This is a genomic window from Micromonospora sp. NPDC005205, from assembly GCF_040608275.1.
GTDB lineage: Bacteria > Actinomycetota > Actinomycetes > Mycobacteriales > Micromonosporaceae > Micromonospora.
This window is the reverse complement of sequence record NZ_JBEXHV010000006.1, coordinates 116,899-129,178: the sequence shown is the minus strand read 5'-3', so window position 1 is coordinate 129,178 and position 12,280 is coordinate 116,899. Positions and strand designations below refer to the sequence as shown.

Genomic DNA, 12,280 nt, shown 5'->3' with positions numbered 1-12,280 from the left:
AGAAGTCGATGGCAAAGGCCGCTGGCGGGTTTACCGACCTGCGACAGATCGAGGCCGGAGTCCTGAACGTCGGATACGTGGACGCCGGTCCGCCCGACGGGGACGCGGTGATCCTCCTGCACGGCTGGCCCTACGACATCCACAGCTTCGCCGACGTCGTGCCGCTGCTCACCGCGGCCGGCAAGCGGGTCGTCGTCCCCTACCTGCGGGGCTACGGCACGACCCGGTTCCTCTCCGACGACACGATGCGAAACGGCGAACCGGCGGCCATGGGGCAGGACCTCATCGCCCTGATGGACGCCCTGAACATCGACACCGCGAAGCTCGCCGGGTTCGACTGGGGCGCGCGGACCGCCGATGTCGTCGCCGCGCTGTGGCCCGAACGCTGCCGGGGGCTGGTCTCGGTCAGTGGCTACCTGATCGCCAGCCAGGAGTCCGGTAAGGCGCCGCTGCCGCCGAAGGCGGAGTTGGCGTGGTGGTACCAGTACTACTTCGCCACCGAGCGAGGGCGGGAGGGTTACGACAAGAACCGGCGCGCCTTCAACAAGCTGATCTGGCACACCGCGTCCCCCCAGTGGACGTTCGACGACGCGACGTACGACCGCAGCGCGGCGTCGTTCGACAACCCCGACCACGTCGACATCGTGATTCACAACTATCGGTGGCGGATGGCCCTCGCCGACGGCGAGGCACAGTACGACGACATCGAGAAGCGCCTGGCCACGCAACCAAAGATCACCGTGCCCAGTATTTCCATGGAAGGCGACGCCAACGGCGCGCCCCACGTCGAGCCCACCGTCTACGCCAAGCAGTTCACCGGTCAGTACGAGCACCGGACCGTCGGCGGCGGTGTCGGGCACAACCTGCCGCAGGAGGCGCCGCAGGCATTCGCTGACGCCGTGCTGGAGGTCTGAGCCGCTAGGGCGTGTGTCAAAGCCCCTGGCCGGCCTGCGGCGGGCCCAATCTCCGCCTTGCCGGACCGCCGACTGGACTCGGCCTCGGCTCGACCGAGGCTCTGACACACGCCCTAGCGCGTCGGACGTTCCACCCGGACCGGGTCGCCGCGAACCAGCCTGTCGTGGACGCGCCACCGGGCGGTGGTGACGGCACGCCGTGCCGCCTCGTCGCCCTGCTCGATGCGTTGGCGCAGCAGGTCCAGGGCGATCCGACGGTTGAGGCTGAACTGCCGCTCCTCGTCCACGACGACCACCAGGCCCGAGGGGCGGTGCGTCGCGCGTACCGCCGTGCTGGCCTTGTTCCGGTGCTGACCCCCCGGCCCGCCGGTGCGGCAGGCGACGATGTCGACGTCCGCCTCGCGAAACGTCGTCGGCCGAGCGTCGCGTTCGGGCGGCTGGGCGGTGACGTACCAGTTCTTCCGGCCGACGCCCGAGCGGTACGGGCTGGGGGCCTGCCAGCACAGTGTCCCGGTCCACGAGGCCGCGAACGCCTCGGCGTCCACGCCGGAGATCCGGATCAGCACCGACCGGTGGGTGCCGGCGCGGTCACCGGGCACCGCCTCGACCTGCTGGATCGTCAGACCTCGGCGGACGCCCTCGTCGCGCAGCCGGTGCAGCAGTTGACTCAGTGCCCAGGCGCACTCCTGCGGCCCACGTCCGGCCGACAACAGCAGGAACGCGGTCATGAGCGGCCTCGCCGGCCGCGGTGGCCCCGCCGCTGCGGGCGTGCGGCGGACCCGAGGTCGGGCGTCTTGTAGGTGACCACTGGCGTCGTGCTGACCACCGGGGTGGCCAGCCGGTGTTCGACCAGGTCGGCGATCACCTGCTCGATGCGCTTGTACGCCGTGGGCGCCTCCTCGAAGAGCAGTTGCCGGTCACCGCACACCACCAGCGAACCTACCGGGGTACGGCGTAGCTCCTCGACCGTGTGCTTGGCCCGGCCCCGCCGCAGGGCGTCGGCGCGCGACATCTTGCGGCCGGCGCCGTGGGCCACCGAATGGTTGGCCTCCGGCCCGGCGTGCGCGGCCACCAGATAGGACGCCGTTCCCCGGGTACCGGCGATCAGGACGTCGCGACCGTCACCCGGTGCCGCGCCCTTGCGGTGCAGGTAGACCCCGTCCCGGACCTCGACCAGGTTGTGGCACTCATCGACGATCGGCGCGGTGGGCTCGGCCCCCAACGCGTGCGCCACCCGGGCGGCCAGCACCCGGCGGTTGAGCGAACCCCAGCGCACGGCGTCGTCGTGCCTGCCCAGGTAGGCGGCGGGGTCGGGGGCCGCCCCGGCGCCGTGGACCTCGGTGTGCGCCCGCAGGATCCGCTCGCCCAGACCACGGGACCCGCTGTGCACGATCAGCACGAGATCGCCGGCGTCGAGCCCGAGCCGGCCCGCGTGCCGCACGTCGAGGACGGTGTCGACGCGGGCCAACTCCACAAAGTGGTTGCCCCGGCCCACCGTCCCGAGGCCGTCGAAATGGCCGGCTGGAACGTCACAGTCGACGGCGGCCCAGGCGGGGTCGTCGGCGTCGCGTACCGGGTCGAGCGCCTGGTCGAGGTCGGGGAACCGGGCGGCGAGCCGTTCCGGTACGGCCCGCTTGAGCTTGATCGGAAACACGGCGATGCCGCAGCCGATGTCGGAGCCGACCAGGAACGGGTAGAGCACTGTCGACGCCATGGCCGCGCCGATGGGGGCACCCTTGCCGGGGTGCAGGTCCGGCATCGCGGCGACGTGCCGCATGCCGTCCAGGGCGGCGACCTGCTGGCACTGTGCGAGCGCATCGGACTCGATCCAGCTCGCGGGAGAGGCGAACACCGTGACGGTGGCCGGGGCGGACGGGGGCAGGGGCTCCCGAGGGAGGTGGTGCTGGGACAAGGAGGCTCATCTCTGGCTGCCAACGTGAAAGGCGGACGGCGTCACGGCCCCCGGGAGCCGTGAAAGGCGGACGGCGTCACGGCCCCCGGGAGGCATCACCGGTGGCGCGGAGCAGGGGGGTGGAGTCCGTCAGTACGTCATGGACGTCACTCTGGTCGAGGCGCGCCAGGCACGACAACTGATTTTTCTTCACGACGTACGCTGCCGCGATGAGCGCACCGCGTCGCATCCTGGTCTACGGGGTGTACGGCTCCGGCAAGTCCACCCTCGCGGCGCGATTGGCCGAACACCTCGGACTGCACTGGTATCCGGTGGACGACCTGCTCTGGCAACCGGGCTGGGTCGAGGTGCCGGTCGCCCAGCAACGCAGCCGGATCGAGGAGATCTGCCGACGGGACCGCTGGATCATCGACGGGGCGTACCACGGTTGGCGGGACGTCCCGATGGCCCGCGCCGATCTGGTCGTCGGCCTCGACTATCCACGGTGGCTGTCGTTCGGGCGGTTGCTCCGCCGCACCGTCCGCCGGGTGGTCACCGGCGAGGTGATCTGCAACGGCAACCGCGAGTCGCTGAGCAGTGTGCTGTCCCCGGACTCGATCCTGGTGTGGCACGTCACCGCGTTCGGCCGGGCCCGACGGCGGATGCGGGCCTGGCAGGCCGACCCGTCCGCGCCACCCGTGGTGTTGCTGCGCTCCCCGGCGGAGCTGGAGGTCTGGCTGGCCGGGCTGCCCCGCCGTTGAGCGGCGCGGTCGGCGGCGGTGTCAGGCCGGCCTGAGCGCGCGGCCGAGGACGCAGGGGGAGGAGGGGCTGTTGCTGGTGGCCGGGAAGCGGAACCTGCGCAGCTGCTGCACCTCGAAGCCGGCCGCGCCGATGGCGGCGACGGTGTCGCGGTTGGTGTGGCAGCCGGCGAACAGCTTCGGCCACAGCGTGGCATCGAGGAGTCGTTGGGCCCGGTGCAGACCACTGGCCCCTTCGGCGGCGACGTGCTCGAAGAACCGCACCTCGCCTCCGGGGCGCAGCACCCGGCTGATCTCGGCCAACGCGCTCGCCTGATCGGGCACGGTGCACAACACCAACGCGACCACCGCCGCGTCGAACTCGCCGTCCCCGGCGGGCAGCGCCTCGGCCAGACCGTCGACGACAGTGACCGGAACCGGCGCGGCCGACGCGGCGCGCTCGGCGGCGGCACGCAGACGCCGCTCCGGTTCGACCGCGTAGACCTGGGTCACCCCCGGCGGGTAGTGGGCGAACATCAGCCCGTTGCCCGCACCGATCTCGATCACCCGACCGGACAGGCCGGCGACCAGCTCCCGCCGGAACGCCGCAGTGCCGGCGCGGTCCATGGCGACGCTGAGTCGCTCGTACACCCGGGCGAACACCGGGTGGGACACCGTGGCCACGTCGACCTCCTGATCTCCGTCGAACTGTTCTCCGGCGATTGTCCTGCATCCGCGCACGCTTTCCGTCTTACTGGTTGGCAGCACGATCCAACCCAGTGCAGACAGGACGTGGTACGACCATGAAGATCGTCGTCATCGGGGGCAGCGGCCTCATCGGTTCCAAGCTCGTGGAGCGCCTCGGCGCCCAGGGCCACGAGGCGGTGCCAGCATCGCCGAAGACGGGCGTCAACACCCTGACCGGCGAAGGGGTGGCCGACGCGCTCACAGGCGCCGAGGCCGTCGTCGACGTGTCGAACTCGCCGTCGTTCGAGAACGCCGCCGTACTGGAATTCTTCGAGACCTCGACCCGGACGCTCCTCGCCGCCGCGTCCGACGCCGGGGTGAACCACTACGTGGCGCTCTCCATCGTGGGGTGCGACCGGATCCCGGACAGCGGGTACATGCGCGCGAAGGTTGCCCAGGAGAAGCTCATCGTCGCGTCCGGCCTCCCGTACTCGGTGGTGCACGCCACCCAGTTCTTCGAGTTCCTCAAGGGCATCATCGACACCGCCACGGACGGCGACACCGTGCACCTCGCGCCGGTGCTCATTCAGCCGATGGCCGCGGACGACGTCGCTGCCGCAGTCGCCGAGGTCGCGCTCGGTGCGCCGACGAACTCCGTGGTCGAGGTCGCCGGCCCGGAGCAGTTCCGCCTCGACGAGCTGGGCCGAACCCTCCTCGCCGACCAGCAGGACCGTCGTTCGGTGGTGGCCGACCCCGACGCCCGGTACTTCGGCGCCAAGCTGGGCGAGCGCTCGCTCGTCCCGGCCGACGGCACCCGCCTCGCCGGCACCGCTCTGGACGACTGGCGTACCCGGGCGGGCCGGGGAAACTGAGCCGGCCCGCTACCTCGACGGCCCGGGCGGGTCGCCCCGCCGATCGAGGCGCCGCACCAACTCCTGGACCGCCTGGGTGAACGGCTCGTCGGACTCGTCCGGCCAGTGCCCGTGGATGGGTGGGGCGACGCTGTCTCCGGGGGGCGCCACCACGTCGAGGGGATCACGCTGTCGGCGATCCACCCTGGTAGCCGGGTCGTCGGTGGTGGCCGGCGCGGGTGAGGTATTCGGGGAGAAGATCCAGCCGCCGATCGGGTCGGTGTCGCGCCACAGGTTCACCCAGCGCCACCCCACCCGGCGGCCGATCTCGTGCAGTGCCGCGTCGTCGACGTACGCGGGGAACAGCCGCGCGTAGAGGCGGCGCAGCGGGGATCCGTGGGTGAGCAGGGCGACCCGGTCGCCGATCTGCGGCGGCAGTTGGAGCACCGTGGCGGCCAGCAGGACCGAGCCGTGGCTGTGCCCGGTGAGCAGCACCGCGTCGCCGCGCTCGACGAGGAAGGTGATCCGGCGGGCCAGCTCCGGCACCGCCCGTTCGGAGTAGCAGGGCGGTGCGAACGGGTGGGCGGCCCGCGGCCAGAAGGTACCGAGGTCCCAGAGGACGCCGATGTGCCGGCGGTACGGCTCGGTCCGGTACGCGAAGATGCCGCCGATGATCAGCCCGAGAATGATCGCCGCGATCACCCAGCCACCGAATGCGATGGCGAACGTGATCGCCCCCGCCGGCAACCCGATGTTCCGCTCGATGACGTCGCTCGGGACCTGCCCGAGCAGGCCGATGGTGGTGGTGGCCGTACCGAGTCCGGCGAGGCACCCGTAGAGCACTGCCAGTGGCACCAGCTTCTCGGTGAAGCGAGCCCGGGCTATCGCGTCCCGGACCTGCCGCAGCCGGGGTCCTGCCTCGGCCGGCGGGTCCGGGAAATCGCGCGCGACTATCGCCGCCGCGGCCCGGCGACGACTCCGGCGGGAGATCAGGATGACGAGGACGGCGACGATCGCGGTGACCAGCACCGACCGGAAGAAGCCGTAGATCGCCCAGGTGTAGGCGCGGGGTGGGCCGGAGGCGATGCCCTCCCCGGTCGGTACGTCGCGGTCCAGGAAGTCCGCCACCCGGCCGACCAGTTCGGCGGAGTACGCGACCGCCATGCTGATCCCGGTGGCGGCGACCACGAGAGCGCCCAGCCCGAACAGCGGGGTGGCGCCGTGCTCCCCGCGCCGGTGCCAGAGCAGCACCACGCCCAGGGCGACCAACAGCGTCGTCTGCGCCACGAACAGACCGGCCATGGTCGGGTCGTAGCCGGGGAGCCCGCGCTCCTGCGGCCACGGCTGCGAGCTGGTCGGCACGTGTGCCACCACGACCACGGTCAGGACGATGGCAGCGGTCCGGAGGGTCCGGGTGACCCGGTCCAGCCGCTGGTCGCCGGGGGCCCTGTCCATCAGCGGGGGTGTGCAGAGCAGCCCCACGCAGGCCGTCAGGAGCACGCCCGTGACCGCCGTCAGCGCGATAGTGGCCGGCGAGGTGTCACCGGCGCCTCGGGCCAGCAGCAGGACGAGGTCCAGCGTCGCGAAGGCCGCGGCGACGTGGATGGCCCGCAGCCGGCCCACCAACGGCTCGGCGTCCCACTGGCCGACGGTGCCGAGCCGAGACGCGGAGCTGCCCTGATCCGGTGCTCGAAACGCCTCGAAGGTCCGCCCCGGACGGCAGCTCACCCGCCAGATCAGGCCGATCGCGGCAACCGGGACCAGCGCGAGCACCGCCAGTTGCAGTCCGACCGGGCGTCCACCCAACCAGGACAACCAGCTCCGTCCGGCCCGGCAGTCCGGCGAGGCCAGGCACTTCCAGCCGACGAGGTCCAGGGCGACGCCGGCGATGGCGAGCACGTACAGCACGGTGAGCGTGAGCGCCAGCACCCGGCAGAGGGACTTGACCACCGCCTCGGAACCGGGGTTCGCCGGGCGCATCCAGATCGCGACGTTGACCAGCATGAAGGGGAGGAGGAAGACCACCGCCAGGGTGCGGGCCACGGTCCCGGAGGGCAGGTCACCCCAGCGGTACGCCTCGAGCATCACCCCGTGCGCGCCGGTGCTCTCCGAGTACCGGGGACGAGGCCGGTAGAACCCGCCACTGCGGTCACCGGCGACCTGCGCGGTCTGTTGCAGGTCCAGCACCTGCGCGGCGCTCGCGCCGGAGACTCCGTGGACCCGCAGCTCCACGACGTCACCGGAGTCGTCCATCCCACTCAACCGCGTTGATCCATCCGGCGTCCCCCCGAGGCGTCTCGCAGCCCTTGTCCGTGATCCGGCGTCGACGCCACGCGCCGGGTCGCCGGTGACGGCAGAGCCGCGTCTACCCGATCCGGACGCCCCCAATCTCCGCCGGTGGGGTGCTACCGCCCCGGCAGGGCCCGACCGGCGGTCACCGTCGGTTCGGGTACGTCGGTCCGGCCGGTGTTCGCCAACTCGGTGCGGTAGGCGCGCGGCGATAGGCCGGTGGTGCGCTTGAAGGCCACGCTCAGCGCGCTCTCCGAGCCGTACCCGACGGCCTGGGCGATGGTGGCGACGGTGTCGGAGCTGCGCCGGATGCGGTCGGCCGCGAGCTCTATCCGCCACCCGGTCAGGTACTCCAGCGGGCCCACCCCGACGATCTTCTTGAAGCGGGCCGCCAGCGTCGACCGGGAGACGGTCGCCGCCCGGGCGACCTCGTCCACCGTCCACGGGTGCGCCGGTCGCTCGTGCATCGCGCGTAGCGCGGGAGCGACCACCGGGTCGGTGAGACCGGCCAGCCACCCGGAGCCGGGCCGCTCGTCACGGGCCAGGTGCAGCCGAAGGATCCGGATCAGCAGGACGAGCGCCAGATGCTCGGCGACGAGGTGGGAGCCGAGTCGCGTGGATCGCAGTTCCCCGTCGATCTCGCCGAGGGCCCACTGGACGGTCCCGGCCTCCGGGGTGTCGGCGGGCACGTGGATGACCGGTGGAAGGTTGTCCAGCAGAAGGCTGCGTGCCCGCCCGCCAAGGGTGAAAGCGCCGCCGATGAGGAACACGTCGTCACCGTCGCCGGCGTGCGCCACACCGTCGGTGGCGGCGGCGAAAATGGGATGCGCGGGCTGGACCGGCACCTCAGGGTCGCTGAAGAGGGTGTAGGCCGCCGGTCGGGTCAGCAGAAAACAATCGCCCGTACCGAGGTCGATCGGCTCGGCGTGGCCGTCGACCCGCAGCGAACATCGGCCCCGCCGGACGGCGTTGAACTTGACCCCGGCCGGGGGGTCGAAACCGACGGCCCAGCGTCCGCCTCCGACCAGACCGGCGGAGACGTGGCTCGTCGCGCCGAGCAGGGCCAGGACGTCCTCCAGCGGATCCATCCCCACCTCTTCTGGACGCTCACGAAAGTATGACGGACTCCAGGCTATAGGCAGTCCGACCCGGGCGTTCGTAGCCTGGGTTTCATGACAGCGAACCCACGCCTCACCACCCCGTTCAACGCCCGCACCACGGCCGCCGAGGTCCTCCACGGTGTCGACCTCGCCGGACGCCGGATGATCGTCACCGGGGGCGCGTCCGGCATCGGTGTGGAGACGGTGCGCGCGTTGGCCGGGGCCGGCGCCGAGGTCACCATCGCGACCCGGAATCCTCGGGCGGCCGACCGGCTCGCCGAGGAGTTCGCCACCGATGCCACGGTGGGCACGGTCCGGTCGTCCGCCCTCGACCTCTCCGACCTGGCCTCGGTCGACGCCTTCGTCGCGGCCTGGCAGGGCCCGCTCGACGTGCTGGTGGCCAATGCCGGAATCATGGCGCTCCCGACCCGCCAGCTGACCGCCGTGGGCTGGGAACTCCAGCTCGCGACGAACCACCTCGGCCACTTCGCGCTGGCCCGGGGCCTGCACGACAATCTGCGGGCCGCCGAGGCGGCCCGGGTCGTGATGGTCAGCTCCGGTGCGCACCTTGCCGCGCCGTTCGACTTCGACGACCCGCAGTTCGAGCAGCGCCCGTACGACCCGTGGTCGGCCTACGGTCAGTCGAAGACCGCGGAGGTCCTGCTCGCGGTGGGAATCACCCGCCAGTGGGCGAGGGAAGGGATCACCGCGAACGCCCTCAACCCCGGGTACATCTTCACCAACCTCCAGCGCCACATCGACGACGACACGATGCGGGCGATGGGCGCGATGGACGAGGCGGGCAACCTCATCGAGGCGGAGTACTACAAGAAGCCCGACCAGGGCGCGTCGACCACAGTGCTGCTCGCCGGCTCACCCCTGCTCGACGGGGTCGGCGGTCGGTACTTCGACGACAACCAGGAGGCCGAGGTCGTTCCCGGTGGGCCCGACGCCACCGGCGGAGTCGCCGCCCACGCGTTGGACCCGGCCGCGGCCGACCGGCTCTGGGCGTACGCCGAGACGACGCTCACCTCGCGCTGAGGACGGCCGGGCCGTGCCGGCCGAGGATTGAGCCGGTCGTGGCGGGGTAGGTGCCGCCATGGTCGCTGCCGGTCGGCGCGGAGCGGACGCGGGCCCCTCGATCGTCGTCCGGCTCCTGGACCGCGTGGGGGCCGCCTTACGCGAGCGGGTCCGCCGGGTACGGACCATCGGCGGCCTCGCCCTGCAGGCCGGCCTGGCCGCTGGGCTGTCCTGGTTCGTGGCGCACTCGCTGCTGCAGGTGTCGCAGCCGGTCTTCGCGCCGATCTCCGCCGTCTCGACGCTCGCCGCATCGGTCGGCCAGCGGCTGCGTCGCACCGTCGAGCTGATCATCGGGGTCACCGTCGGCGTGCTGATCGGCGACCTGCTCCTTGTGGTGATCGGCACCGGTTGGTGGCAGCTCGCCCTGATCGTCGTGCTCGCGATCGTCGTCGCGCTCTTCCTCGCGGGTAGCGCGGCGGTGGTGATCCAGGCGGGGGCGACGGCGGTGCTCATCGCCACGCTCAGCCCGGCCGTCCGGGATCTGGAGATCCCCCGGTTCGTGGACGCGCTCGTCGGGGGAGGGGTGGCGCTGCTGGTCACCGCCGTGTTGCTGCCGTTGAACCCGCTGCGGGTGCTCAACCGGGCCGCGCGGCCGGCGTTGGACCTCCTCGCGACCCAGCTCGACGCCACCGCCGAGGCGCTGACCGAGCGGGATGCCGCTCGGGCCCGTACCGCCCGGGGTGAGCTGCGGCAGAGCGCGGGCCGGTTGAAGGCGTTCGTCGAGGCGACCCAGGGGGCCCGGGAGGCGAGCACCCTGTCGCCGGTGTACTGGCATCAACGGCGCGGACCGGTGGGCCGCTACGCGCAGGCCGCGGAGCCGATCGACCGGGCGATGCGCAACAGCGGCACCCTGATCCGACGGTCGGTGACGCTCATCGAGGACGGCGAACCGGTACCGGAGTCGTTGCCGACGGCGGTGGCGGACCTCGCCGAGGCGGTCCGCCTGCTGAAGCGGCAGTTCGCCGCCGGCACCGAGCCGAACCGGGCCCGCGAGCAGGCGCTGCGGGCGGTCCGGACGGCCGGGCACGCCTACCGGGACGGTGTCGGCTTCTCCGGCGCGGTGGTGGTGGCACAGGTCCGGACGACCGTCAGTGACCTCCTGGTCGCCTCCGGGTTGCGCCAGGAGGACGCGAATCACCTGGTCCGGAGGCTTTTCGGCGACCTCTGAGACTTAGCTGACCCCCGGCGGGGCCAGTTGGTGGCATCTTGCTGAGCCATGACTGTTGCGCTCTGAGCCAAAATGGTGCCATGATGGTGCCATGGAGCTGAGGTCATACGTCGAGAACCTGCGTAACGAGTTCGCCGTGGCCGCGGAGGGCGTGGACCCGGAGGCCCGGGCGTTGGCCGAACGACTCTTCGCGCAGTTGGAGGCGGCCACCCGTCTCACGCTGCTCGAAGCGCTGTCCGACGCGGCCGACGAGATCACCCGCGACCTCGCACCGGGCTCGGTGCACGTTCGGCTGCGCGGGCGCGAGCCCGACTTCGTGGTGGCACCCGCCAACCTGCCGGTCGAGGCGGCGAGCGAGGCGAGCGGCCCGCCGCCGCTGTCGGTGCCGGTGTCCGCGCCCGAGGGTGACGAGGGCGGCACCTCACGGATCAACCTGCGGCTGCCCGACCACCTGAAGGCCAGCGTCGAGGAGGCCGCCGGGCGCGCCGGGCTCTCCGTCAACGCCTGGTTGGTGCGCGCCGTCGCCGGTGCCATCGGTGGGGGCGAGGCGGAGCGTCGTCCGCCCCGCCGTCCGGAGCCACGCTCCGGCCAGCACTTCACCGGCTGGGCCCGCTAACCCCCCACTTACCCCACCTCATCACGCCGCTGACCAGCGGCGACCTTCGCCGACCACCTTTCGGGAGACCACCATGCCTGTTTTCGACACGCCAGAAGCGATTCTCGCCCGGATCGAGATCCCGGTCGGGGACGTGTGGATCGCGGCCAGCGACCGCACCGACACGGTGGTGACCGTGCGGCCCCGCGACCCGTCGAGCAAGGCCGACCTGAGTGCCGCGGAGCAGACCACTGTCGAGTACGCCGCCGGACAGCTGGTGGTCAGGGTGCCGAAGAGCTGGCGTCGCTACGGGTTCGGTGCCGGACCGTCGGTCGACGTCCTGATCGAGCTGCCGACCGGATCGGGCGTACAGGCCGAGTCGTCGTGGGCGGCGTTCCGCTGCGAGGGTCGGCTCGGCGAGTGCCGCATCAAGACCGGTGGCAACATCCGGCTCGACGAGACCGGGCAGCTGGACATCGACTCCAGTCACGGCGAGGTCGCGGCCGAGCGCGTCCTCGGCTCAGCCCGGGTGAAGGTGTCGTCCGGCAAGGTGCGTCTCGGGGTCGTCGACGGCAGCGCCGAGATCAAGAACTCCTCCGGTGACTGCTGGATCGGTAGCGGTGGCGGCGCCGTCCGGATCAACACGGCCTACGGCGACGTCACGGTGGACAGCGCACTGGCCTCGGTGACGGCCCGTACCGCCTACGGCAACCTCCGGCTGGGCGAGGTCGTCCGGGGGGTTGTCGAGTTGCAGACCTCCTACGGCGCCATCGAGGTCGGCATCCGTCGCGGGACGGCCGCGTGGCTGGACGTCAGTTCCAAGCACGGCCGTGTGCACAACGCGCTGGAGTCGACCGACAGCCCGGCGCAGACCGACGAGACGGTCGAGGTCCGGGCGAACACCTCCTTCGGCGACATCATGATCCGCCGCGCCTGACCCACCGACCCGCCGACCACAGATGAGGAGA

12 protein-coding genes are annotated in these 12,280 nt (G+C 71.9%); 7 read left to right on the top strand and 5 right to left on the bottom strand.

What is annotated here, in order from left to right:
- Positions 1 to 8: 8 nt before the first annotated feature.
- Complete coding sequence (locus tag ABZU43_RS13920; protein WP_355006895.1) at positions 9 to 914, top strand: alpha/beta hydrolase; 906 nt, start codon at positions 9 to 11, stop codon at positions 912 to 914.
- Between the two features lie 113 nt (positions 915 to 1,027).
- Here the strand turns inward: ABZU43_RS13920 and prfH are convergent, their stop codons facing one another.
- The gene (gene prfH, locus ABZU43_RS13915; RefSeq protein ID WP_355006894.1) at positions 1,028 to 1,642 is read right to left on the bottom strand and encodes a peptide chain release factor H; all 615 of its coding nucleotides are present in this window, start codon (positions 1,640 to 1,642) and stop codon (positions 1,028 to 1,030) included.
- The gene (locus tag ABZU43_RS13910) at positions 1,639 to 2,826 is read right to left on the bottom strand and encodes an RNA ligase RtcB family protein (protein WP_355006893.1); all 1,188 of its coding nucleotides are present in this window, start codon (positions 2,824 to 2,826) and stop codon (positions 1,639 to 1,641) included. Before ABZU43_RS13910 ends, prfH begins: the two co-directional genes overlap by 4 nt.
- A 209-nt stretch (positions 2,827 to 3,035) precedes the next feature.
- Between ABZU43_RS13910 and ABZU43_RS13905 the strand changes: the two genes are divergently transcribed.
- Positions 3,036 to 3,566 carry an adenylate kinase gene (locus ABZU43_RS13905; protein ID WP_355006892.1) on the top strand — a complete coding sequence of 177 codons (531 nt, stop codon included), beginning with the start codon at positions 3,036 to 3,038 and terminating at the stop codon, positions 3,564 to 3,566.
- A 21-nt stretch (positions 3,567 to 3,587) separates the two neighbouring features.
- Here the strand turns inward: ABZU43_RS13905 and ABZU43_RS13900 are convergent, their stop codons facing one another.
- On the bottom strand, positions 3,588 to 4,226 hold the full coding sequence (locus ABZU43_RS13900; protein WP_355006891.1) for a methyltransferase domain-containing protein: 639 nt from the start codon (positions 4,224 to 4,226) through the stop codon (positions 3,588 to 3,590).
- Between the two features lie 95 nt (positions 4,227 to 4,321).
- On the opposite strand from ABZU43_RS13900, the gene ABZU43_RS13895 reads away from it, so the two are divergent.
- A complete protein-coding gene (locus ABZU43_RS13895) occupies positions 4,322 to 5,101 on the top strand; it encodes an SDR family oxidoreductase (RefSeq protein ID WP_355006890.1) in 780 nt (259 codons plus the stop codon).
- Between the two features lie 9 nt (positions 5,102 to 5,110).
- Here the strand turns inward: ABZU43_RS13895 and ABZU43_RS13890 are convergent, their stop codons facing one another.
- The gene (locus ABZU43_RS13890; protein ID WP_355006889.1) at positions 5,111 to 7,333 is read right to left on the bottom strand and encodes a hypothetical protein; all 2,223 of its coding nucleotides are present in this window, start codon (positions 7,331 to 7,333) and stop codon (positions 5,111 to 5,113) included.
- 152 nt (positions 7,334 to 7,485) lie between these two features.
- Positions 7,486 to 8,457, bottom strand: coding sequence for an AraC family transcriptional regulator (locus ABZU43_RS13885; RefSeq protein WP_355006888.1), 972 nt, complete (start codon positions 8,455 to 8,457; stop codon positions 7,486 to 7,488).
- An 84-nt stretch (positions 8,458 to 8,541) separates the two neighbouring features.
- Between ABZU43_RS13885 and ABZU43_RS13880 the strand changes: the two genes are divergently transcribed.
- The 4 genes from ABZU43_RS13880 to ABZU43_RS13865 all read left to right on the top strand — a co-directional run bounded on the left by ABZU43_RS13880 (position 8,542) and on the right by ABZU43_RS13865 (position 12,249).
- The gene (locus tag ABZU43_RS13880; protein ID WP_355006887.1) at positions 8,542 to 9,510 is read left to right on the top strand and encodes an SDR family NAD(P)-dependent oxidoreductase; all 969 of its coding nucleotides are present in this window, start codon (positions 8,542 to 8,544) and stop codon (positions 9,508 to 9,510) included.
- A 58-nt stretch (positions 9,511 to 9,568) separates the two neighbouring features.
- Positions 9,569 to 10,717: an FUSC family protein gene (locus ABZU43_RS13875; protein ID WP_355006886.1), complete on the top strand. Its 1,149-nt coding sequence runs from the start codon at positions 9,569 to 9,571 to the stop codon at positions 10,715 to 10,717.
- 91 nt (positions 10,718 to 10,808) lie between these two features.
- Complete coding sequence (locus ABZU43_RS13870) at positions 10,809 to 11,333, top strand: hypothetical protein (RefSeq protein ID WP_355006885.1); 525 nt, start codon at positions 10,809 to 10,811, stop codon at positions 11,331 to 11,333.
- 73 nt (positions 11,334 to 11,406) lie between these two features.
- Entirely contained in the window at positions 11,407 to 12,249 is an 843-nt protein-coding gene (locus ABZU43_RS13865; RefSeq protein WP_355006884.1) for a DUF4097 family beta strand repeat-containing protein, read from the top strand.
- The last annotated feature ends 31 nt before the right edge of the window (positions 12,250 to 12,280 follow it).

Excerpts from the sequence above, each read along its gene's own strand:
- ABZU43_RS13920 (WP_355006895.1), top strand. The coding sequence starts at position 9 with ATGGCAAAGGCCGCTGGCGGGTTTACCGACCTGCGACAGATCGAGGCC.
- prfH (WP_355006894.1), bottom strand. The coding sequence starts at position 1,642 with ATGACCGCGTTCCTGCTGTTGTCGGCCGGACGTGGGCCGCAGGAGTGC.
- ABZU43_RS13905 (WP_355006892.1), top strand. The coding sequence starts at position 3,036 with ATGAGCGCACCGCGTCGCATCCTGGTCTACGGGGTGTACGGCTCCGGC.
- ABZU43_RS13890 (WP_355006889.1), bottom strand. The coding sequence starts at position 7,333 with ATGGACGACTCCGGTGACGTCGTGGAGCTGCGGGTCCACGGAGTCTCC.
- ABZU43_RS13885 (WP_355006888.1), bottom strand. The coding sequence starts at position 8,457 with ATGGATCCGCTGGAGGACGTCCTGGCCCTGCTCGGCGCGACGAGCCAC.
- ABZU43_RS13880 (WP_355006887.1), top strand. The coding sequence starts at position 8,542 with ATGACAGCGAACCCACGCCTCACCACCCCGTTCAACGCCCGCACCACG.
- ABZU43_RS13875 (WP_355006886.1), top strand. The coding sequence starts at position 9,569 with ATGGTCGCTGCCGGTCGGCGCGGAGCGGACGCGGGCCCCTCGATCGTC.
- ABZU43_RS13870 (WP_355006885.1), top strand. The coding sequence starts at position 10,809 with ATGGAGCTGAGGTCATACGTCGAGAACCTGCGTAACGAGTTCGCCGTG.
- ABZU43_RS13865 (WP_355006884.1), top strand. The coding sequence starts at position 11,407 with ATGCCTGTTTTCGACACGCCAGAAGCGATTCTCGCCCGGATCGAGATC.